This window comes from Klebsiella sp. 10, assembly GCF_018223925.1.
GTDB lineage: Bacteria > Pseudomonadota > Gammaproteobacteria > Enterobacterales > Enterobacteriaceae > Klebsiella > Klebsiella pneumoniae.
Map to the genome: position 1 here is coordinate 30,260 of NZ_JAGRRB010000020.1, position 21,345 is coordinate 51,604.

Below are 21,345 nucleotides of genomic sequence, written 5' to 3' on the forward strand. Positions count from 1 at the left end.
TAAGCGTATTATTTGGCGTAAAATCCACTCTCCCGGCCTGTCATAAAACTGTCATAATTCGTACATTTTACTGTCACCTCTTTGACCTATTTTGCTCACCATAGCCTCGAAACAATGATTTACGAATCCCAGCAGGAGACATTATGAACGTTATGCGTACCACCGTCGCAACAGTTGTCGCCGCGACCTTATCGATGAGCGCTTTCTCTGCCTTCGCAGCAGCAAGCCTGACTGGCGCAGGCGCAACTTTCCCTGCGCCGGTGTATGCCAAATGGGCTGATACCTATCAGAAAGAAACCGGCAATAAAGTGAACTACCAGGGTATTGGTTCCTCTGGTGGCGTTAAGCAGATTATTGCCAACACCGTTGATTTCGGTGCTTCTGATGCTCCGCTGGCTGATGACAAACTGACCCAGGAAGGTCTGTTCCAGTTCCCCACCGTGATTGGCGGCGTGGTATTGGCGGTTAACCTGCCTGGCGTGAAATCCGGCGAACTGGTGCTGGATGGCAAAACCCTCGGTGATATCTACCTGGGTAAAATTAAAAAATGGGATGACGAAGCGATCGCTAAGCTCAACCCGGGCCTGAAGCTGCCGTCGCAGAACATCGCCGTGGTCCGCCGCGCCGATGGTTCAGGTACCTCCTTCGTTTTCACCAGCTACCTGTCCAAAGTGAATGAAGAGTGGAAATCGAAAATCGGCGCCGGCTCTACCGTAAACTGGCCAACCGGTCTGGGCGGTAAAGGCAACGATGGTATCGCCGCCTTTGTTCAGCGTCTGCCGGGCTCGATTGGTTACGTCGAATACGCTTACGCTAAGCAAAACAACCTGGCCTACACCAAACTGGTCTCTGCCGACGGCAAGCCGGTTAGCCCGACTGAAGACAACTTCGCTAACGCCGCAAAAGGCGTTGACTGGAGCAAGTCTTTCGCTCAGGACCTGACCAACCAGAAAGGCGAGAATGCATGGCCGATCACCTCAACCACCTTCATCCTGGTGCATAAGGCGACGAACAAGCCGGAACAGACCGCTGAAGTGCTGAAGTTCTTCGACTGGGCGTATAAAAACGGCGGGAAAGAAGCGAATGCGCTGGATTACGCGACGCTGCCGGAAAGCGTGGTAGAGCAGGTTCGCGCGGCATGGAAAACCAACGTCAAAGACAGCAGCGGTAAAGCGCTGTACTAACAGTAGATTTTTGACGAAGATGGCGGGGGCGTTCAGGCGCTGCCCGCCCTACGGTTCAGACTGTAGGCCCGGGAGCCAACGCCACCGGGCATTTATTCGAACAAGTTTTAATACGTAAAGAGTAATCTATGGCTGCAACCAAGCCTGCATTTACCCCTCCGGGGAAAAAGGGTGACATGATTTTCAGTGCGCTGGTAAAACTGGCTGCGCTGATTGTGCTATTGATGCTGGGCGGCATCATCGTTTCCCTGATCATTTCTTCCTGGCCGAGCATTCAAAAGTTTGGCTTTGCCTTTTTGTGGACCAAAGAGTGGGATGCGCCTAACGAGATCTTCGGCGCGCTGGTCCCGATTTACGGAACCCTGGTCACCTCTTTTATCGCGCTGCTGATCGCCGTTCCGGTGAGCTTCGGCATCGCGCTGTTTCTGACAGAATTGTCCCCCGCCTGGCTCAAGCGTCCGCTGGGCATTGCGATTGAGCTGCTGGCGGCAATCCCGAGCATCGTGTACGGCATGTGGGGCCTGTTTATTTTCGCCCCGCTGTTTGCGACTTACTTCCAGGAACCGGTCGGCAACGTCCTGTCGACCATCCCGTTCGTCGGCGCGCTGTTTGCCGGCCCGGCTTTTGGTATCGGTATTCTCGCCGCTGGCGTCATTCTGGCCATCATGATCATCCCTTACATCGCCGCGGTCATGCGCGATGTTTTCGAGCAGACCCCGGTGATGATGAAAGAGTCGGCCTATGGCATCGGCTGCACCACCTGGGAGGTGATCTGGCGCATCGTTTTACCGTTCACTAAAAACGGGGTGATCGGCGGGGTGATGCTCGGTCTGGGCCGCGCGCTGGGTGAAACCATGGCGGTCACCTTTATCATCGGCAACACCTACCAGCTCGACAGCATCTCGTTGTATATGCCGGGGAACAGTATTACCTCCGCGCTGGCTAATGAGTTCGCCGAAGCGGAAACCGGCCTGCACGTGGCGGCGCTGATGGAGCTGGGCCTGATCCTGTTCGTTATCACCTTTATCGTTCTGGCCGCGTCGAAGTTTATGATTATGCGCCTCGCGAAGAATGAGGGGGCACGCTAATGGCGACCATTGAATTGCAAACTACCGCCGAACTGGCGGAGTCCCGTCGCAAGATGCAGGCCAAACGCCGCATGAAGAACCGTATCGCTCTGGCGCTGTCGATGGCGACCATGGCGTTTGGTTTGTTCTGGCTTATCTGGATCCTGATGGCGACGATAACCCGCGGTTTCGACGGCATGAGTCTGGCGCTGTTCACCGAAATGACGCCGCCGCCGAATACGGCGGGCGGTGGACTGGCTAACGCCCTCGCCGGCAGCGGCCTGCTGATCCTGTGGGCAACAGTATTTGGTACGCCGCTGGGTATCCTCGCCGGAATTTATCTGGCGGAGTATGGCCGCAAGTCGGTGCTGGCGGAAATCATCCGCTTTATCAATGACATTCTGCTTTCCGCGCCGTCTATCGTGGTGGGTCTGTTCGTCTACACCATTGTGGTGGCGCAGATGCAGCACTTCTCGGGCTGGGCGGGCGTTATCGCGCTGGCGCTGCTGCAGGTGCCTATCGTTATTCGTACCACCGAAAACATGCTGAAGCTGGTGCCGGATAGCCTGCGTGAAGCGGCCTATGCGCTGGGGACGCCGAAGTGGAAGATGATCTCGGCGATCACCCTGAAAGCCTCCGTCTCAGGGATTATGACCGGGATCCTGCTGGCTATCGCCCGTATCGCCGGGGAAACGGCGCCGCTGCTGTTCACCGCGCTGTCCAACCAGTTCTGGAGCACCGACATGATGCAGCCGATTGCCAACCTGCCGGTGACCATTTTCAAATTTGCCATGAGTCCGTTTGCGGAGTGGCAGCAACTGGCATGGGCCGGGGTATTGATTATCACCCTGTGCGTCTTGCTGCTGAACATCCTGGCGCGCGTTATCTTCGCCAAGAAGAAACACGGTTAATTTTTTGCAGCGCAGCAACTGCTGCGCTGAATGAGGAAGAGATTGAGATGAGTATGGTGAATACAGCTCCGGGTAAGATTTCAGTTCGTAACCTGAACTTCTACTACGGCAAATTCCATGCCCTGAAGAACATCAACCTGGATATCACCAAAAACCAGGTGACGGCGTTTATCGGTCCGTCAGGCTGTGGTAAATCCACCCTGCTGCGCACGTTCAACAAGATGTTTGAACTGTATCCGGAGCAGCGCGCGGAAGGTGAGATCCTGCTGGATGGCGACAACATTCTGACTAACACCCAGGATATCGCCCTGCTGCGCGCTAAGGTTGGCATGGTGTTCCAGAAACCAACGCCGTTCCCAATGTCCATATACGACAATATCGCCTTCGGCGTGCGCCTGTTTGAAAAGCTGTCCCGTGCCGATATGGACGAGCGCGTGCAGTGGGCGCTGACCAAAGCCGCATTATGGAACGAAACCAAAGATAAACTGCACCAGAGCGGGTATTCTCTCTCCGGTGGTCAGCAGCAGCGTCTGTGCATTGCCCGCGGTATCGCGATCCGCCCGGAAGTGCTGCTGCTTGATGAGCCGTGCTCCGCGCTGGACCCGATCTCCACCGGGCGTATCGAAGAGCTGATCACCGAGCTGAAACAGGACTACACCGTCGTTATCGTGACTCACAACATGCAGCAGGCTGCGCGTTGCTCCGACCATACGGCATTTATGTATCTTGGCGAGCTGATTGAGTTCAGCAACACGGATGACCTGTTCACTAAGCCCGCGAAGAAACAAACTGAAGATTATATTACTGGCCGCTACGGTTGATTTGCCCTTGTGCTTTCAGGCTCTCACCAGTTGGGCAATCAGGAGACACCATGGACAACCTAAATCTTAACAAACATATTTCCGGCCAGTTCAACGCTGAACTGGAGTATATCCGCACCCAGGTGATGACCATGGGTGGGCTGGTGGAACAGCAGCTCTCTGATGCCATCACCGCCATGCATAACCAGGACAGCGATCTGGCGAAACGCGTCATCGACGGCGACAAGCAGGTCAACATGATGGAAGTGGCTATCGATGAAGCGTGCGTGCGCATCATCGCCAAGCGCCAGCCGACCGCCAGCGACCTGCGCCTGGTGATGGCGATCATCAAGACTATCGCTGAGCTGGAACGCATTGGCGACGTGGCGGATAAAATCTGCCGCACCGCGCTGGAGAAGTTTTCCCAGCAGCACCAGCCGCTGCTGGTGAGCCTCGAATCGCTGGGCCGCCACACGGTGCAGATGCTGCATGACGTACTGGATGCGTTTGCGCGTATGGATCTCGACGAAGCGGTACGTATCTATCGCGAAGATAAGAAAGTCGACCAGGAGTATGAAGGCATCGTGCGTCAGCTGATGACCTACATGATGGAAGACTCGCGCACTATCCCCAGCGTCCTGACCGCGCTGTTCTGCGCGCGCTCCATCGAGCGTATCGGCGACCGCTGCCAGAATATCTGCGAATATATTTTCTACTTCGTCAAAGGTCAGGATTTCCGTCACGTTGGCGGCGATGAGCTGGATAAACTGCTCGCTGGCAAAGATCCGAAAGAGTAATAATCATTCTGTCTAATTCTGGTAAATGGATTTATCAGAATTAGATATGTTTTACCCCGCGGCAGCGAGATTGCTGAGATTATCGTCACAATTAACAATCTGCCCGTTTGAGTTATTCATTTTATCGCGTAACAATCAGCTGCCACTCACTGAGTTTTAACGCTCAGGATGGTTTAAACGGATTGTGACTGCGACAGCAGGCAAAACCTGATATTGCTCCTGGGGGCGATATCAGGTTTTTTGTTTTATACGGGCCAATAATGGCTGAATGAGGGTTGCTACCGCGATGCGCGGGCAAAACCTGAAGAGGATTATCTGCCAAGGCAGATGGTCTTCTTCAGGTTTTTTTGTTTTTGTCTAACCGCAAAAATAACAGCCGCCGCGACGTCAAACGGTATGGATACGGCTATTAGCACCGGCACGGAATAGGGTTGTTGTCGTGTTTTATTTACGCCAATGATTATATAAGGGAATATTATGATGAGAAAAAACAGGATCGCTTCGGCGATAGTCTTGCTGGCGCCACTTTGTTATTCAACTAATCTGCTAGCGAGCCAGTTGACGGTGGAACAACGGCTTGAGCTGCTGGAAAAAGCGCTCAAAGACACGCAAAAAGAGCTCAAAAAATATCAGGACCAGGAAAGAAAAAGAGACCAGATTTGGGCCTCATGGTCTCCTCCTGCGGAAGGTCAGAAGCGCAAGACCGGGGGGGCGACCGCCGGGCCGAAAACGGCGGTTAAACCGGATGCGGTGCTGGTTAAAAATCAACAACCTGTCACCGATGGCGCGCCAGCCTACAGCGCGATGACGCTGAAAGACTTTAGCAAGTTCGTGAAAGATGAAATTGGCTTTAGCTATAACGGCTACTTCCGTTCCGGCTGGGGGACCGCCTCGCACGGCTCGCCAAAATCATGGGCGATCGGTTCGCTTGGCCGCCTGGGCAATGAATATTCCGGCTGGTTCGATCTGCAGCTGAAGCAGCGGGTGTTTCAGGAAGGCGATAAACGCGTCGACGCCATCGTGATGCTCGACGGGAACGTCGGCCAGCAGTATTCCACTGGCTGGTTTGGTGACAATGCCGGCGGCGAAAACTACATTCAATTCTCGGATATGTATGTTAACACCAAAGGGTTCCTGCCGTTTGCGCCGGAAGCCGATTTCTGGGTCGGCAAACACGGGGCGCCAAAAATTGAAATCCAGATGCTGGACTGGAAAACGCAGAGAACCGATGCGGCGGCCGGCGTAGGGCTGGAAAACTGGCAGGTGGGCGCCGGGAAATTCGATATCGCGTTGATTCGCGAAGATGTCGATGATTATGACCGTTCTTTAAGCAATAAGCAGCAAATTAACACCAACACCCTGGACGTTCGTTACAAAGAGATTCCGCTGTGGGATAAAGCCAGCCTGATGGTTAGCGGACGCTATGTCGCCGCCAACCAAAGTTCCTCTGAGAAATATAAAAAGGGCAATGAAGGTTATTATCCGTGGAAAGATACCTGGATGGCTGGTACCTCTTTAACGCAGAAATTTGCTAACGGCGGCTTTAACGAATTCTCTTTCTTACTGGCCAATAACTCTATTGCCAGCAGCTTCTCACGCTATGCCGGATCCAGCCCCTATACCACCTTTAATGGCCGCTATTATGGCGATCATACCAATGGCACCGCCGTGCGCTTAACCTCGCAGGGGGAAACCTATTTACGCGATGACGTTATTATGGCGAATGCCATCGTCTACTCTTTTGGTAACGACGTCTATAGCTACGAAACCGGGGCCCACTCCGATTTTGAATCTATCCGTACGGTTCTGCGACCGGCTTATATCTGGGATAAATATAACCAGACCGGCGTCGAGTTGGGGTACTTCAAACAGCAAAACAAAGATGTTACCGGCAAGAAATATAACGAGTCCGGCTACAAGACCACGCTGTTCCATACCTTCAAAGTCAATACCAGTATGCTGACCTCGCGCCCGGAAATTCGTTTCTATGCCACCTATATTAAAGCGAAGGATATTGACCTGGATAAGGCCGCGAATAATACCACCAGCATTTTTGAAGACGGGAAGAACGATCAGTTTGCCGTGGGGGCGCAGGCGGAAATCTGGTGGTGAGACGATAACTGAGCGGACACAACGAAAGAGGAACAACGATGAAACGACATGCAATTTATTTCGCCCTGGCGCTGGCGGGCGCGGCGTTTACCCTCCAGGCGGCGCCATTACCCGCGATGCCGGACCCAAGCCTGCCGGTGAGCCACTTTATCACCCAGGTTAACGCGGATAAGAGTATCACTTACCGCTTGTTTGCCCCTGATGCCCGGCGGGTCTCGATAGTGACTGGCGCCACGCCGGACTCCTTTGTCTCGCACGACATGACCAAGGCAGCGGACGGAGTCTGGACATGGAAAAGCGAGCCGATGAAGCCCAATCTCTATGAATACTATTTCGATGTGGATGGCTTCCGCTCGGTAGATACCGGCAGCCGCTATCAGAAGCCGCAGCGCCAGGTGAACACCAGTTTGATTCTGGTGCCGGGCAGTATTCTTGACGATCGGGAGGTTGCGCATGGCGATCTGCGCACCCTCACCTATCACTCGAAGGCTCTGAACGCCGAACGTCGTCTCTATGTCTGGACGCCGCCGGGCTATAGCGGAACCGGCGATCCGCTGCCGGTGCTCTATTTCTATCATGGCTTTGGCGACAGCGGCCTGTCGGCCATCGATCAGGGGCGGATCCCGCAAATCATGGATAACCTGCTGGCGGAGGGCAAGATTAAGCCGATGCTGGTGGTGGTCCCGGATACCGAAACCGATATCCCGGAAGCGGTCGCGGAAAACTTCCCGCCGCAGGAGCGGCGCAAAACCTTCTATCCACTTAATGCGCAGGCGGCGGATAAAGAGCTCATGCAGGATATTATTCCGCTGATCGATGCCCGATTTAACGTGCGTAACGATGCCGACGGTCGGGCGCTGGCGGGCCTCTCGCAGGGCGGTTATCAGGCGCTGGTTTCCGGAATGAATCATCTGGAGAGCTTTGGCTGGCTCGCCACCTTTAGCGGCGTTACGACTACCACAGTGCCGCATGCCGGCGTGGAAGCGCAGCTGAAGCAGCCTGACGCGATCAATAAGCAGCTGCGTAACTTTACCGTGGTCGTCGGGGAAAAAGATTCTGTGACCGGTAAAGACATTGCTGGTCTGAAAAGCGAGCTGGAAAAACAGCAGATTAAATTTGATTACCACCAGTATCCCGGCCTGAACCATGAAATGGACGTCTGGCGCCCGGCCTATGCCGAGTTTGTGCAAAAACTGTTTAAATAACCTTTAGGGGGCCTTCAGCCCCCGTTTTGTGCTTGTGAAGGACGACAAGATGAAAATGATTGTGACCGAAGATTATGAAGAGATGAGCCTGGTCGCCAGCCATCATGTTCTGGGCTATATCACGGCGCCGCGGCGGGTGAATCTGGCGGTGACGGCGGGGAGCACGCCAAAGCGGATGTATGAGCATTTGACCGCCGCCGTGAAAGGCAAAGCATTCTATGATCGGGTGCACTATTACAACTTCGATGAGATCCCTTTTCGCGGCCAGTCGCGAGAAGGCGTCACGATATCTAATTTGCGCCAGCTGTTTTTTACCCCGGCGCAGATCAAAGAAGAGAACATTCACAAGCTGACGCTGGACAACGCCGCTCAGCACGATCGCCAGCTGGAAGAGGCTGGCGGTCTGGATCTGATGGTGCTGGGGCTGGGGGCCGACGGCCATTTTTGCGGCAACCTGCCGAATACCACCCGCTTTCATGATCAGACGGTCGAAGTGCCGATTCATGGGGAAATGATTGCTCTTATCGCTAACAGCGAGATGGGCGGGGATATCTCGGCAGTACCAGACAGCTATGTCACCATGGGGCCGAGAAGCGTGATGGCGGCGAAAAATTTATTGCTAATTGTCAGCGGTGCGGCAAAAGCGCACGCGTTAAAGCAAGTGGTGGAAGGTCCGGTCAGCGTGCAGGTGCCGGCTTCAGTGCTCAAATTGCACCCTTCACTGGTGATTATTGCCGATAAAGCGGCGGCGGCGGAATTGCAGCAATAAAAAGCCGCTAGTTCTATTCCCCGCTTACGCAGACGCATAGCGGGGGGGCATCGATGCCAACGTGCCGCTCACCAGGCCCTTAACGCGTGATATCCCAGCCGCGCGCCTGCCACAATGCCGGCAGCTCTGCCAGATCGGTAAAGGTCGTCACTTTGGGATGATCGATCGGCTGGTTGTGCGGATCGGCGCAGAAATAAAACACTTCCATGCCGGCGGCAATCCCCGACTGAGCGCCGGCGCTGGAGTCATCCACCAGAATACAGTTTTCGGCTTTTACCTGCATGGCCTCTGCCGCATGAAACATCAGCGCCGGGTCGGGCTTCCAGCGCTGAATATCGTAGCCGCTGTACAAGCGGTCAGTGAAATGGCGCAGCAGGCCGGTGCGTCCGAGCGAGTGCTGCATCTTACTGACCGGGCCATTGGAAACCACGCACATCGGGACGCTTACCGCATCCAGCAGCGCCTGGGCTCCGGGAATCACCTCCAGCTCGCTATCGAACAGGCGAGCGACCTCCGCCCGGTAAATCGGCTCCAGGGTGGCCTTTTGCAGATTAACGCCATACTCAGCGTTGATGGTGTCGATAATTTCGTACAGCTTCACACCTTTGAAGCGCTTAAAAATCTCGGCGAGGTCCAGCGTAATGCCGAATTCCTGAAACATGTGAACGTAGGCGCGGGAGCAAATCACCTCGCTGTCGACCAGCGTGCCGTCACAGTCAAAAAATACTGCTTCTGGTTGAGTCATAGCCTTTCCATATTAACAAGTTTAACGTTTTCGTAATGCTCAATGCCGCGACGCAATCGTTGCCGTATAAGCAAAATAAATGAAAAAAATTACCATACAACCGCGCCTGGTGCCGTAATTTGGTATAGGATAGCCTCGAATTTTCCCTCCTTACGTTCGGAAACCGATAATGAGTCAACAACAAACCAGCCAGTCTTCTGGCCAGGGTCTGCTGGAGCGCGTATTTAAGCTGCGCGAGCACGGCACCACGGTGCGCACCGAAGCCATCGCCGGTTTCACCACGTTCCTGACGATGGTGTATATCGTTTTTGTTAACCCACAAATTCTTGGCGTAGCGGGCATGGATACCAGCGCCGTGTTTGTGACCACCTGTCTGATTGCCGCTTTCGGCAGTATCCTGATGGGTCTGTTCGCGAACCTGCCGGTCGCCCTGGCGCCGGCGATGGGCCTGAACGCCTTTTTCGCCTTTGTGGTGGTGCAGGCGATGGGGCTGCCGTGGCAGGTGGGCATGGGCGCCATCTTCTGGGGCGCCGTGGGCCTGCTGCTGCTGACCATCTTCCGCGTACGTTACTGGATGATCGCCAATATTCCGCTTAGCCTGCGTGTAGGTATCACCAGCGGTATCGGCCTGTTTATCGGCATGATGGGCCTGAAAAACGCCGGGGTGATTGTCGCCAATCCGGAAACGCTGGTCAGCATTGGTCATTTGACTTCCCACAGCGTACTGCTGGGCGTGCTGGGCTTCTTTATCATCGCGATTCTGGCGTCGCGCAACATTCACGCCGCGGTACTGGTCTCTATCGTTGTGGCCACCCTGCTGGGCTGGATGCTGGGCGACGTGCATTACACCGGGATCGTCTCGGCGCCGCCGAGCGTGGCTTCGGTGATTGGTCAGGTCGATCTGGCGGGCTCCCTGAACCTGGGCCTGGCCGGCGTGATCTTCTCCTTTATGCTGGTCAACCTGTTTGACTCCTCCGGGACGCTGATTGGCGTGACGGATAAAGCGGGTCTCGCGGATGCCAACGGTAAATTCCCGCGCATGAAGCAAGCGCTGTTTGTCGATAGCGTCTCGTCGGTGGCGGGCTCCTTCATCGGTACCTCGTCGGTGACGGCCTATATCGAATCTTCTTCCGGCGTTTCCGTGGGCGGGCGTACCGGCCTGACCGCCGTTGTCGTTGGTATCCTGTTCCTGCTGGTTATTTTCCTCTCTCCGCTGGCGGGGATGGTTCCTGGCTATGCCGCCGCGGGCGCGCTGATATACGTTGGCGTGCTGATGACCTCCAGCCTCGCGCGCGTGAAGTGGAGCGACCTGACCGAGGCGGTGCCTGCGTTCATCACCGCAGTGATGATGCCGTTTAGCTTCTCGATCACCGAAGGTATCGCCCTGGGCTTTATCTCTTACTGCGTGATGAAGATCGGTACCGGCCGGCTGCGCGAGCTCAGCCCGTGTGTGATTATCGTTTCGCTGCTGTTCGTGCTGAAAATTGTCTTTATCGATGCACATTAATCCGCACGCATGATGAAAAAGCCCGGCATCGCTGCCGGGCTTTTTTTATGCTTTAACCCGCCGAATATAGTCGCCAAAGGCGGTCAGCTGGCCGCGCAGATGGTCCAGCGTGCTCTGATCGACCACTTCACCCGCCTGCGGATCGACTTTGTTCTGGATGACGCCGCCCATAAACTCCGGCTTGTTCATGACCATCGCATCGAGGAAGACCAGAATCTGGCGCAGATGATACTGGCAGCGAGCCCCGCCGATAGCGCCCATGGAGCTGGTCTGGATCAGTACCGGTTTGCCGGCCAGCGGCTGTTCCGGCAGACGTGAGAGCCAGTCGATGGCGTTTTTCAGGCCGCCAGGCACGGAATAGTTATATTCTGGAGTGACTATCACTACCCCATCCGCCTCGCGGATCTGTTGCGCAATCTCCTGCACGCGCTGCGGAAAACCTTCTTCCTCCTGCATATCAGCATCGTACAGCGGGATATCACCGATCGACGGCAGCGCGGAGATATCCATGCCCGCTGGCGCGATGCCGGGCAGGGTGCGCGCGACCATTCCATTAAACGACCCTTTACGCAGGCTGCCGAGTAACGTAACCACTTTCAAGGTATCTGACATGATTGCTCCTTTGGATCATGATGCCGGCAAGACCGGTCAATTGAGGGATAAGGTTTTTTCCATGGGTAAGCTGGTAAAGCGCATCAGGCGGGCTGACGGTTCGCGTGCGCGCTGCTGCGCATCTGCCAGGCTGCGCCAGTCACCTCCCTTAGCATCATATTCCCAGACCTTCAGCGAGCCGATGTTCGGGGTAGCGGCAATGGACCATACCAGCAGCGATTCGGCGTCACATACCGCTTCGATTGGCTGACTGCCGGCGGTGCGCAGGCGGCCAGAGCCGGGCAGCAGCTGCAGCTGCGTTGATGCTTCGCCGGTCAGCTTTAGCACGCTGCGGCGCAGCGCTACCAGCTGGCTGCGCGCTTCGTCCGGGTCATGCTGTATGTTAATCCACAGATTCTCATTGTTGCTGAAATTGTGCCGGTCGGCGTCGTGGCTGCGGACAGTGCGCTGCAGTTCCATGTCGAGGCCACAATCCCCCTCGGTGGTGAGGGCAACACCAACGATATTGCCAGTATAAGCGATCGAAAAGCGGGGCAGTTGGCGATCGCTAAAAACCGGTCGGCCATTGGCTTCGTTGATGATTTCAGGCAGCTCGCTGATGCCGTAAAGCATAAACAGCAGCTCGGCAAGCAGCGAGCGCGACGCGCAAAAGCGAGCCTGGCGATATGTCGGGAGAAGACGTGCGGATTGATGACAGGCCGCTGACAAACGTGTCGATAGCGGCTCCCCGGTACTGAGTATCCCTCTTGCAAAATGCGTTGCCATACGTCGCTCCGTGAGTAATGGTCTGGATAAAACTGCGGGCGCTATTATCGCCTGGTATTAACAGGTTTTAATGCCGAAATCCCCCATTGAAAAGGGAATTTGTTTGAATTTTACAAATTCTTGCGCAAATAAGGTGCTATGGGCACGAAACAAGGCTTAAAGCGTACCGGAATAGAGCGCTTTCAGCGTATCTCTAAGCCAGACAAGCTTCGGGTTGTAGCTGTTGCGCTTATGCCATAGCAGGGTGAAGGGAACGCGCAGCTTTTCCAGGTGCTGCGCCTCCAAGGGGAGCGGCCGGGAGACGAGCGGCAGCTGGTGCTGCTGATTATAGTGCTGACAGTAGCGCGGCGCGGTGGCCAGCATGGTGTGCTGCGGCTGAGCGGCCATAAAAAGTGATTGCTCAAACCCCGGCACGGTCAGCGCCACGTTACGCTTATACCCCAGCTCCTGCAGCACGTCGTCCAGGGCCCAGGTATCGCGTTGTTCCCAGCAGATAGTGATATGCGGAAAGCGTAAGAATGCCGCCAGATCCCACTCTTCCCTGAGCGCCGGATGATCGGCGCGCAGCCAGACCTGCGGCAGGTCGGTGAACAGCACCTCAAAATCGATATACCACGGCAGCAGGCTCAGCAGCTCACGCGACTGCGGATGGCTTTCGCGTCCGCAGAAGCCGATATCCACTTCACCGCGGATGATGGCGTCCAGGGAGTCGTAGTCCCAGTTGCGCAAACGAATCAATGCCTGCGGATAGCGCTGATAGATGCGCTGAGAGAGGGTGTTAAACAGGATCATCAGCAGCGGCGCTTCCGCCGCCAGTTCGAATTTGAGGCCGCTGGGCATGGTATGGTGCGGTTTATCGAGGATTTGGTTGCCCATCTGCATCCAGTCCGCCAGATCCTGCTCCATGCTGCTGACCAGCGGCGTGGGCGCCAGGCCCAGCGGGGTTTTCACAAACAGCGGGTCGTCAAACCAGGCGCGCAGTTTGGCCAGCGACTTGCTCACCGCTGACGGCGAAACGTTCATCCGCTTCGCCGTACGGGTAACGCTGAGCTCCTGGGTCAGGAGCTGCAGGCAGAGGAGTAAATTAAGATCAAGACTCGACAGCGGCTTCTTCATCGTATTGCGCAACCCGCGGCGGGGTAACGACCAGTAACAAAACAAGGCTCACTATGCTACAGGCAATGAGTATCCCGATCAGCATATTCATTGCGCTGAGTCCGATGATGGCGGCGAGCCAAATCCACAGCGATGAACCGCACACCTGCGCGATGCCGAGGACCGAGCTGGCGACGCCCGCGCGCAGCGTGAACGGCCCCAGCGCCTGGCTCATCGCGACGCCGAACCCAACGGAGAAGCCGGCGCAAATCATGCCCAGCCCGATCAGGGTGACGGCCTGGCGAGTGGCGAGGCTCAGCGTCACGCCTGCCGCCAGAAACAGCACCTGTGAGGTCAGGTGCGGGGATTAAACAGCGACAGGGCGAACGGCGTTGAGAAGGAGACCGCCATGCTGATCATCGCCATCAGAGCCATCGCCATTGAGTAAGTTCCCCGGTCGAACCCCATCTCTTCCATCATTAGTACCGGCGAGACGTTAACGTAGGTCAGGATCACCGTCACGCTGAGGGTGGTAATGAGTAAGCGGCTGAGGAAAAAGCGGTTCAACAGCGATTCGCCAGCGTCATGCTGCGGTGACGCTGCCTGCGGAGGCGCCGTCGGCCGCGTTTCACGCAGGATAAAGACCGACAGCACAGCGATCATGACGCCCATGCCGGTCATCGTGTAGAACAGGCTCTGCCACGGATATTTCAGCATAATCAGGTGGCCAAGCACCGGCGCCAGGACGGGGATAATGCAGGTGATGCCGTTGAGCAACGACAGCACCTTGGCGCGGCGACGGTCGTCCAGCGTATCGCGCAGGATAGCGAAAGCCACCACGTAGCAGCTGCCGGCGCCGATCCCCTGGATAAAGCGTCCGATGAGGAAGTGGCTGCTGGTATGCGCCTGGGCGCAGAGCAGGGAGGCGATAACAAAGATCGCTGCACCTACAATAGCGACAGGCTTACGCCCCGAGCGGTCGGCGATGCGGCCAGCAAACAGCATCGCGGAGGCCATACCGGCCAGATAGACCGAGAAGGCGATATGTAATTGCGCCTCGCTGGCCCCCAGGTCCTGAGCAATACGCGGCAGGCCGACCAGATACATATCGATGCCGGAGGGGTAGAGCAGAACCAGGGCAAAGCTGCAGAGAAGAAAGCGTGTCATGGGATCCTCGCGATGTGAATGGCGTTCAGCATAGTGAGGAACGCGCCGTAAGACGAGTTGCCATTTGGACAACGCTCTTTTCCTGGCAGGAAATGCGAGCTAACGACTGCGGGTTCGCCAGACGCGGGCCATCCCCTCGCTCTCCGGGCGAACGCTTTCGAAGCCGAACTTCGCGTACAGTTCCGGCACATCCGCCACCAGCGTAACGTAGGCGCCATCAAAGGCGTTAGCGTCCAGCCAGGCGACCAGCTTCTCCATCACCAGCCGGCCAAGGCCTTTTCCCTGGTGAGCCGGATCGACGGCGACGTCGACAATATCGAAATTAATCGCGCCGTCGCCGACGATGCGTCCCATCGCGATCGGCGTCTCCTGCCAGAGGATATGTACGCCATAACAGCTATGCGGCAGTCCGGCTCTGGCGCCTTCCAGGGGGCGCGGCGACATGCCGGCGGCTACCCGCAGGTGGCAAAACGCTTCGGCGGAGGGCACCTTCTCGATCACGGTATATTCAACGGTCATGTTTTAGTCTCGCGGCAGAGGGGGAGATAAAAGTAGAGAACGTTGCGCCGCAAAGGGCAAGAAAAAACCCGCATTAACGCGGCGTTAATGCGGGTGAGTGAACGTTTACGGACTGACGGTTACTTACCGATACAGAAGCTGGAGAAGATGCGGCCCAGCAGATCGTCGGAAGTGAACTCCCCGGTGATCTCGCTCAGCGCCTGCTGCGCGAGGCGCAGCTCTTCCGCCAGCAGCTCGCCGGCCCAGGCGCCCAGCAGCTGGGCTTTGCCCTGCTGCAGATGGTTCGCCGCCTCTTCCAGGGCCTGCAGGTGACGGCGGCGGGCGAGGAAGCCGCCTTCCATATTGGTATCGAAGCCCATGCTCTGCTTGAGGTGGTTACGTAGCACCTCCACGCCTTCGCCGGTACGTGCCGACAGGCGAATAAGTGAGTGGCCATTTACTTCACTGATACCCAGCGCTTCGCCGGTGACATCGGCTTTATTGCGCACCACGGTAATCGGCAATTTAGCGGGCAGGCGCTCGATAAAGTCTGGCCAGATCTCCGCCGGGTCAACGGCGCTGGTGGTGGTGCCATCGACCATAAACAGCACCCGATCGGCCTGGGCAATCTCCTGCCAGGCGCGCTCGATGCCGATACGTTCCACTTCGTCATTAGCATCGCGCAGGCCTGCGGTATCGATGATATGCAGCGGCATGCCGTCGATATGGATATGCTCGCGTAGCACGTCGCGGGTGGTACCGGCGATATCGGTGACGATCGCCGCTTCGCGGCCCGCCAGGGCGTTCAGCAGGCTTGATTTACCGGCATTTGGCCGCCCGGCGATCACCACTTTCATCCCTTCGCGCAGCAGGCTGCCCTGACGAGCTTCCGCGCGGACGGCGTCGAGATCGGCCATCACCTCGTTCAGCTGGGCTTCAATTTTGCCGTCGGAAAGGAAATCAATTTCTTCATCCGGGAAGTCAATGGCCGCTTCCACGTAGATGCGCAGGTGAGTGAGCGCTTCCACAAGATGATTCACCCGCGCGGAGAACGCCCCCTGCAGCGAATTCAGCGCCGAGCGCGCCGCCTGCTCTGAACTGGCGTCGATAAGGTCGGCGATGGCCTCTGCCTGCGCCAGATCGAGCTTGTCGTTGAGGAACGCGCGCTCGGAAAACTCACCCGGCCTCGCGATGCGCAGGCCCGGCAGGGTCAGAATACGTTTAAGCAGCAGGTCGAGAATGACCGGGCCGCCGTGGCCCTGCAGCTCAAGCACATCTTCCCCGGTAAAGGAGTTCGGCCCGGGGAACCACAGCGCAATCCCCTGATCCAGCGGGGTACCGTCAACGTCGTTGAACGGCAGGTAGTCGGCATAGCGCGGCTTCGGCAGCTTGCCCAGCACCGCCTGCGCGACGTCGCGCGCCTTAAGGCCGGAGATACGCAGGATGCCCACACCCCCGCGTCCCGGAGGGGTTGCCTGGGCGACGATAGTGTCGTTATGGCTCATGGTGACTCTCTATGTAGATGTAAAAAAGGCGGTCCATTGACCGCCTTCTCTGGCATTAACGCTACCGTAGATACTCGAAATAATTCAAGTTGCAGAAAGGCGGCAAGTTAGTGAGGCCCCAGGAGCTTACTGTAGTAAGTGACTGGGGCGAACTAATGAAGCCAACGCATCTGCGGCTTGAAGAATGAAGAGTATCAGGATTTCTTCTTCTCGCGGCTATGCAGGCCACGTTTCTCCAGACCACGGTAAATCAGCTGCTGCTGAATAATGGTGACCAGGTTGCTGACGATGTAGTACACCACCAGGCCAGACGGGAACCACAGGAAGAACACCGTGAAGATGACCGGCATAAAGGTCATGATCTTCTGCTGCATCGGGTCGGTCACGGTGGTCGGCGACATCTTCTGGATGAAGAACATGGTCGCGCCCATGATGATCGGCAGGATGTAGTACGGGTCCTGAGCAGACAGGTCGTGGATCCACAGGATAAACGGCGCATGACGCAGTTCAACCGAGGCGCTCAGCATGTAATACAGCGCAAGGAAGATCGGCATCTGAATAATCAGCGGGAAGCAGCCGCCCAGCGGGTTTACTTTTTCCGCTTTATACAGCGCCATCATCTCCTGGCTTTGACGTTGTTTATCGTCGCCCAGACGCTCACGCATGGCCTGAATCTTCGGCTGCAGCATGCGCATCTTCGCCATGGAGGTGTACTGCGCTTTGGTCAGCGGGTACATGATGCCACGAACGATAAAGGTGATAACGATGATCGAGAAGCCCCAGTTGCCGAGGAAGCTGTGGATGAATTTCAGCAGCTTGAACAGCGGTTGGGAGATGAACCACAGCCAGCCGTAGTCGACGGTCAGATCCAGGTGCGGCGCAACGGCAGCCATTTTGTCCTGAATAGCCGGGCCGACCCACAGCGTGCTCTGCAGTTTGTCGGTCTGGCCTGGCTGCACCAGTACCGGCTGCGATTTGTAGCCAATAGCGACAACGCCGTTGCCGAGGTTGGCGGTGTAGAAGTTATTCGTCCCGTTATTCCGCGGCACCCATGCGGTGGTGAAGTACTGCTGCAGCATGGCAACCCAACCGTTTTTGGTGCTGACGTTCAGGTTTTCGTTATCCAGAATGGTATCGAATTTATATTTCTCGTATTTCGAATCCGCAGTGGAGAACGCGGCGCCACGGAAAGTATGCATCGTGGACAGGCCACCGGTCTGCGTATCGCGACTGGTCGGCAGCGCAGCGGTCTGCTTCAGCTGACCGAAGGTCGAGACTTCCAGAGGCTTCTCGCTGGCATTCTGCACGCTGTAACCCACGTTCACCGCATAGCCACCGCGCTTCAGGGTGAAGGTTTTGGTGAAGACGTTGCCGGCTTTGTCAGTGTAGGTCAGCGGGATAACGAGCTCATCCTGGCCATCGGCCAGCACAAACGCCTCTTTATCGACGTTGTACAGCGGACGCGGGCCGTTTGCCGGGTTATCCGGACCGTCACGGCCGGTTAAGCCGCTCTGCGCCTGGTAGACAAACTGCGGCGTGGTTTCCAGTAACTGGAACGGTTCGGTCGATTTCAGCGTTTTTGGATACGCCAGAAGCAGCGCCTGCTCAATATCGCCACCGTTGGTGTTGATAGTCAGCTCAAGCACGTCGGTTTTAACCGTAATCAGTTTCCCCTGGCCACTGGCCGGTACGCCCTGGTCGGCGGCGCTACCCGCTGCTGTGGTCGTAGTCTGCGTGGTCTGCTGCTGGGGCTGCGGATTTTTGTCCTGCTCCCAGGCTTGCCAGATCATGAAAGACACGAACAACAAAGCGATGATAAGAAGATTGCGTTGCGAATCCATCGTTAGTGTTCTCTGGTATCAAATGGTCCAGGCGGGACGGGATCGTCACCACCAGGGTGTAAAGGGTGGCATTTTAATACGCGTTTCATCGTCAACCAACTGCCTTTTATCACTCCAAACCTGCGTAAGGCCTCAATTCCGTATTGAGAACAGGTTGGGGTGAAACGACAATGCGGCCCGAGTAGCGGACTAATCAGGCGCTGATAAACTCGAATCAGGCCGATCAGGACCCGCGAGCCAGGCGACAATGGCGGCGCCATAATTTTTCCAACGCTTCCGAGAGAGCACGGTTATCGAGGTCGGCAACCCCTCTTTTCGCCACCACCACGAAATCCATTGGCGGGAGTTCATGTTGACGCAAACGAAAACTTTCACGCGTCAGACGTTTAATCCGATTGCGTTCATGTGCGCGTTTCACGTTTTTCTTGGCGACGGTGAGACCGATGCGGGGATGCCCCAGCGAATTCAGGCGGCCGAGGATGGTGATTTGCGGCGTGCCAGCCCGTTGTGGCTGCTGGAAGACGAAAGTGAAATGACTGGGAGTTAACAAGCGTAACTCCCTGGGAAATGCGAGCTTAACCACGCAGGGTTAGCTTTATTACTTGGAAACGGTCAGACGAGCGCGGCCTTTAGCACGACGACGTGCCAGAACCTGACGACCATTTTTAGTAGCCATACGAGCACGGAAGCCGTGAGAACGGTTGCGCTTCAGTACAGACGGTTGAAAAGTGCGTTTCATGGCGATTTCTACCTAAACTTGAATAAATTCACTGACTTTTGCGTAGACCCGAACGAACTTCGAACGACTTACGCCTCAGCGTGGGTGATTAAAGAGGCCGGATTGTAATAATTGTACACTCCGGAGTCAATTCTCTTTCCTTATTTCTCGCACCTCGTCGCACAAAAAATAAGCTGAGACGCGTGACGAAAACGGGCATTACGCGCCGGGTGGGGAATTATACGGCCTGGCCAGTAAAGCGCAAGGATCCGCAAGGATCTTTATTAGATCGTTTCCGCCCAAAAGCGGCATAGCTCATTAATTTTTCCAATATGCGGCGGAAATCGTGCTTCACTCCCCGCAGGATCGATTACACTTACCCGGTTTCGATCCTTCCTGTGGATAAATCGGGAAGAATCTGTTGAGAAACACAAGATCTCTTTCTCAGTTTAGGCTATGATCCCCGGTCCCGATCGCGATCCCCGGATCCGCAGCGGGTAATAACCGCAGATAGCGGTTCGCACGTCACCCCTTTTGTGCAGGGGCTTTTCGGCTAATGCAGGGTCTTGTCGACGTGTGCCAACAATCACGATTGTTTCAGTTTTTCTTTGATATCGATTTTATGTTCGAGTGGAGTCCGCCGTGTCACTTTCGCTTTGGCAGCAGTGTCTTGCCCGATTGCAGGATGAGTTACCAGCCACAGAATTCAGCATGTGGATCCGCCCATTGCAGGCGGAACTGAGCGATAACACGCTGGCACTGTATGCGCCAAACCGTTTTGTGCTCGACTGGGTAAGGGACAAATACCTCAATAATATCAATGGACTCCTCAATGATTTTTGCGGTGCGGACGCCCCGCAGCTGCGTTTTGAGGTGGGCGCTAAGCCCGCCAGCTCGCTGCAGAAAGGGGCGGTAAGCCCGGCTGCGGCGGCCATTCCGGCGGCGCAGGTGCAGACCGCGCGCGCGGCGCCGACGATCGTGCGCCCTGGCTGGGATAATGTCCCGGCGCCGGCGGAGCCGACCTACCGCTCTAACGTTAACGTGAAACACACGTTTGATAACTTCGTCGAAGGTAAATCTAACCAGCTGGCCCGCGCGGCGGCGCGTCAGGTGGCGGATAACCCGGGCGGCGCCTACAACCCCCTGTTCCTCTATGGCGGGACGGGTCTGGGTAAAACTCACCTGCTGCACGCGGTGGGGAACGGCATTGTGGCGCGTAAGCCGAACGCGAAAGTGGTCTATATGCACTCCGAGCGTTTCGTTCAGGACATGGTTAAAGCGCTGCAGAACAACGCCATCGAAGAGTTTAAGCGTTACTACCGCTCCGTTGACGCCCTGCTGATCGATGACATTCAGTTCTTTGCCAATAAAGAACGATCCCAGGAAGAGTTTTTCCACACCTTCAATGCGCTTCTGGAAGGTAATCAGCAGATCATCCTGACGTCGGATCGTTATCCAAAAGAGATCAACGGCGTTGAGGATCGTCTAAAATCCCGCTTCGGCTGGGGGCTGACGGTGGCGATCGAGCCGCCGGAGCTGGAAACCCGCGTCGCGATCCTGATGAAAAAAGCCGACGAGAACGACATCCGCCTGCCGGGCGAAGTGGCGTTCTTTATTGCCAAGCGTCTGCGCTCGAACGTGCGTGAGCTGGAGGGGGCGCTGAACCGCGTTATCGCCAACGCCAACTTCACCGGCCGGGCGATCACCATCGATTTCGTGCGCGAAGCGCTGCGCGATCTGCTGGCGCTGCAGGAAAAACTGGTCACCATCGACAATATTCAAAAGACGGTGGCGGAGTACTACAAGATTAAGGTAGCGGATCTGCTGTCCAAACGCCGCTCCCGTTCGGTGGCGCGTCCTCGCCAGATGGCGATGGCGCTGGCCAAAGAGCTGACCAACCACAGCCTGCCGGAAATCGGCGATGCGTTTGGCGGCCGAGACCATACCACCGTGCTGCACGCCTGCCGCAAGATTGAGCAGCTGCGTGAAGAAAGCCACGACATTAAAGAAGATTTTTCCAATTTAATCAGAACATTATCCTCGTGAC

General features: G+C 56.2%; 20 protein-coding genes and 1 pseudogene. 10 read left to right on the forward strand and 11 right to left on the reverse strand.

Annotated elements, in window-relative coordinates:
- The first annotated feature begins 143 nt into the window (after positions 1-143).
- The 8 genes from pstS to KHQ26_RS22615 all read left to right on the forward strand — a co-directional run bounded on the left by pstS (position 144) and on the right by KHQ26_RS22615 (position 8,845).
- Positions 144-1,184 (forward strand): phosphate ABC transporter substrate-binding protein PstS, encoded by a 1,041-nt coding sequence (gene pstS / locus KHQ26_RS22580; protein WP_004150308.1) that lies wholly within the window; start codon positions 144-146, stop codon positions 1,182-1,184.
- Between the two features lie 128 nt (positions 1,185-1,312).
- Positions 1,313-2,272, forward strand: coding sequence for a phosphate ABC transporter permease PstC (gene pstC, locus KHQ26_RS22585; protein WP_004145004.1), 960 nt, complete (start codon positions 1,313-1,315; stop codon positions 2,270-2,272).
- A complete protein-coding gene (gene pstA, locus KHQ26_RS22590; protein ID WP_004151547.1) occupies positions 2,272-3,162 on the forward strand; it encodes a phosphate ABC transporter permease PstA in 891 nt (296 codons plus the stop codon). Before pstC ends, pstA begins: the two co-directional genes overlap by 1 nt.
- Before the next feature lie 47 nt (positions 3,163-3,209).
- Positions 3,210-3,983 (forward strand): phosphate ABC transporter ATP-binding protein PstB, encoded by a 774-nt coding sequence (pstB, locus tag KHQ26_RS22595; RefSeq protein WP_004145006.1) that lies wholly within the window; start codon positions 3,210-3,212, stop codon positions 3,981-3,983.
- Between the two features lie 50 nt (positions 3,984-4,033).
- Positions 4,034-4,759 (forward strand): phosphate signaling complex protein PhoU, encoded by a 726-nt coding sequence (gene phoU, locus KHQ26_RS22600; RefSeq protein ID WP_004145007.1) that lies wholly within the window; start codon positions 4,034-4,036, stop codon positions 4,757-4,759.
- 477 nt (positions 4,760-5,236) lie between these two features.
- Positions 5,237-6,871 carry a carbohydrate porin gene (locus tag KHQ26_RS22605; protein ID WP_032410660.1) on the forward strand — a complete coding sequence of 545 codons (1,635 nt, stop codon included), beginning with the start codon at positions 5,237-5,239 and terminating at the stop codon, positions 6,869-6,871.
- 38 nt (positions 6,872-6,909) lie between these two features.
- Positions 6,910-8,076: an alpha/beta hydrolase-fold protein gene (locus tag KHQ26_RS22610; RefSeq protein ID WP_032410658.1), complete on the forward strand. Its 1,167-nt coding sequence runs from the start codon at positions 6,910-6,912 to the stop codon at positions 8,074-8,076.
- A 49-nt stretch (positions 8,077-8,125) separates the two neighbouring features.
- Positions 8,126-8,845 (forward strand): glucosamine-6-phosphate deaminase, encoded by a 720-nt coding sequence (locus KHQ26_RS22615; protein ID WP_004901614.1) that lies wholly within the window; start codon positions 8,126-8,128, stop codon positions 8,843-8,845.
- Between the two features lie 79 nt (positions 8,846-8,924).
- Here KHQ26_RS22615 and yieH read toward each other — a convergent pair whose 3' ends face one another.
- A complete protein-coding gene (yieH, locus tag KHQ26_RS22620) occupies positions 8,925-9,590 on the reverse strand; it encodes a 6-phosphogluconate phosphatase (RefSeq protein WP_004145102.1) in 666 nt (221 codons plus the stop codon).
- 169 nt (positions 9,591-9,759) lie between these two features.
- Here yieH and KHQ26_RS22625 point away from each other — a divergent pair, with 169 nt between their 5' ends.
- Positions 9,760-11,097 carry an NCS2 family permease gene (locus KHQ26_RS22625; RefSeq protein ID WP_032436412.1) on the forward strand — a complete coding sequence of 446 codons (1,338 nt, stop codon included), beginning with the start codon at positions 9,760-9,762 and terminating at the stop codon, positions 11,095-11,097.
- Positions 11,098-11,142: 45 nt separating this feature from the next.
- Here the strand turns inward: KHQ26_RS22625 and KHQ26_RS22630 are convergent, their stop codons facing one another.
- From KHQ26_RS22630 to rpmH, 10 genes and pseudogenes are all read right to left on the reverse strand, one after another.
- The gene (locus KHQ26_RS22630) at positions 11,143-11,709 is read right to left on the reverse strand and encodes an NADPH-dependent FMN reductase (protein WP_021313050.1); all 567 of its coding nucleotides are present in this window, start codon (positions 11,707-11,709) and stop codon (positions 11,143-11,145) included.
- A 36-nt stretch (positions 11,710-11,745) separates the two neighbouring features.
- Positions 11,746-12,321, reverse strand: coding sequence for a 4'-phosphopantetheinyl transferase family protein (locus tag KHQ26_RS22635; RefSeq protein WP_004145098.1), 576 nt, complete (start codon positions 12,319-12,321; stop codon positions 11,746-11,748).
- Between the two features lie 309 nt (positions 12,322-12,630).
- Positions 12,631-13,590, reverse strand: coding sequence for an HTH-type transcriptional regulator YidZ (gene yidZ / locus KHQ26_RS22640; protein ID WP_032410655.1), 960 nt, complete (start codon positions 13,588-13,590; stop codon positions 12,631-12,633).
- A pseudogene (locus tag KHQ26_RS22645) lies at positions 13,565-14,736 on the reverse strand (MFS transporter). Before KHQ26_RS22645 ends, yidZ begins: the two are co-directional and overlap by 26 nt.
- Positions 14,737-14,835: 99 nt before the next feature.
- Positions 14,836-15,255: a GNAT family N-acetyltransferase gene (locus KHQ26_RS22650; protein WP_004151539.1), complete on the reverse strand. Its 420-nt coding sequence runs from the start codon at positions 15,253-15,255 to the stop codon at positions 14,836-14,838.
- A gap of 119 nt (positions 15,256-15,374) precedes the next feature.
- On the reverse strand, positions 15,375-16,739 hold the full coding sequence (mnmE, locus tag KHQ26_RS22655) for a tRNA uridine-5-carboxymethylaminomethyl(34) synthesis GTPase MnmE (RefSeq protein ID WP_021313053.1): 1,365 nt from the start codon (positions 16,737-16,739) through the stop codon (positions 15,375-15,377).
- 194 nt (positions 16,740-16,933) lie between these two features.
- On the reverse strand, positions 16,934-18,580 hold the full coding sequence (gene yidC, locus KHQ26_RS22660) for a membrane protein insertase YidC (protein WP_004150295.1): 1,647 nt from the start codon (positions 18,578-18,580) through the stop codon (positions 16,934-16,936).
- Positions 18,581-18,582: 2 nt separating this feature from the next.
- A complete protein-coding gene (gene yidD, locus KHQ26_RS22665) occupies positions 18,583-18,840 on the reverse strand; it encodes a membrane protein insertion efficiency factor YidD (protein ID WP_004151536.1) in 258 nt (85 codons plus the stop codon).
- Complete coding sequence (rnpA, locus tag KHQ26_RS22670) at positions 18,804-19,163, reverse strand: ribonuclease P protein component (RefSeq protein ID WP_004151535.1); 360 nt, start codon at positions 19,161-19,163, stop codon at positions 18,804-18,806. Before rnpA ends, yidD begins: the two co-directional genes overlap by 37 nt.
- A gap of 15 nt (positions 19,164-19,178) precedes the next feature.
- Entirely contained in the window at positions 19,179-19,319 is a 141-nt protein-coding gene (gene rpmH, locus KHQ26_RS22675) for a 50S ribosomal protein L34 (protein ID WP_000831330.1), read from the reverse strand.
- Between the two features lie 621 nt (positions 19,320-19,940).
- On the opposite strand from rpmH, the gene dnaA reads away from it, so the two are divergent.
- Positions 19,941-21,344 carry a chromosomal replication initiator protein DnaA gene (dnaA, locus tag KHQ26_RS22680; protein WP_004151534.1) on the forward strand — a complete coding sequence of 468 codons (1,404 nt, stop codon included), beginning with the start codon at positions 19,941-19,943 and terminating at the stop codon, positions 21,342-21,344.
- Position 21,345 lies beyond the last annotated feature (1 nt).

Excerpts from the sequence above, each read along its gene's own strand:
- KHQ26_RS22650 (WP_004151539.1), bottom strand. The coding sequence starts at position 15,255 with ATGACCGTTGAATATACCGTGATCGAGAAGGTGCCCTCCGCCGAAGCG.
- rpmH (WP_000831330.1), bottom strand. The coding sequence starts at position 19,319 with ATGAAACGCACTTTTCAACCGTCTGTACTGAAGCGCAACCGTTCTCAC.
- KHQ26_RS22610 (WP_032410658.1), top strand. The coding sequence starts at position 6,910 with ATGAAACGACATGCAATTTATTTCGCCCTGGCGCTGGCGGGCGCGGCG.
- yidZ (WP_032410655.1), bottom strand. The coding sequence starts at position 13,590 with ATGAAGAAGCCGCTGTCGAGTCTTGATCTTAATTTACTCCTCTGCCTG.
- mnmE (WP_021313053.1), bottom strand. The coding sequence starts at position 16,739 with ATGAGCCATAACGACACTATCGTCGCCCAGGCAACCCCTCCGGGACGC.
- yidD (WP_004151536.1), bottom strand. The coding sequence starts at position 18,840 with ATGGCGCCGCCATTGTCGCCTGGCTCGCGGGTCCTGATCGGCCTGATT.
- yidC (WP_004150295.1), bottom strand. The coding sequence starts at position 18,580 with ATGGATTCGCAACGCAATCTTCTTATCATCGCTTTGTTGTTCGTGTCT.
- pstB (WP_004145006.1), top strand. The coding sequence starts at position 3,210 with ATGAGTATGGTGAATACAGCTCCGGGTAAGATTTCAGTTCGTAACCTG.
- KHQ26_RS22605 (WP_032410660.1), top strand. The coding sequence starts at position 5,237 with ATGATGAGAAAAAACAGGATCGCTTCGGCGATAGTCTTGCTGGCGCCA.
- KHQ26_RS22630 (WP_021313050.1), bottom strand. The coding sequence starts at position 11,709 with ATGTCAGATACCTTGAAAGTGGTTACGTTACTCGGCAGCCTGCGTAAA.
- KHQ26_RS22635 (WP_004145098.1), bottom strand. The coding sequence starts at position 12,321 with ATGCTTTACGGCATCAGCGAGCTGCCTGAAATCATCAACGAAGCCAAT.
- KHQ26_RS22615 (WP_004901614.1), top strand. The coding sequence starts at position 8,126 with ATGAAAATGATTGTGACCGAAGATTATGAAGAGATGAGCCTGGTCGCC.
- KHQ26_RS22625 (WP_032436412.1), top strand. The coding sequence starts at position 9,760 with ATGAGTCAACAACAAACCAGCCAGTCTTCTGGCCAGGGTCTGCTGGAG.
- yieH (WP_004145102.1), bottom strand. The coding sequence starts at position 9,590 with ATGACTCAACCAGAAGCAGTATTTTTTGACTGTGACGGCACGCTGGTC.
- pstS (WP_004150308.1), top strand. The coding sequence starts at position 144 with ATGAACGTTATGCGTACCACCGTCGCAACAGTTGTCGCCGCGACCTTA.
- phoU (WP_004145007.1), top strand. The coding sequence starts at position 4,034 with ATGGACAACCTAAATCTTAACAAACATATTTCCGGCCAGTTCAACGCT.
- pstA (WP_004151547.1), top strand. The coding sequence starts at position 2,272 with ATGGCGACCATTGAATTGCAAACTACCGCCGAACTGGCGGAGTCCCGT.
- pstC (WP_004145004.1), top strand. The coding sequence starts at position 1,313 with ATGGCTGCAACCAAGCCTGCATTTACCCCTCCGGGGAAAAAGGGTGAC.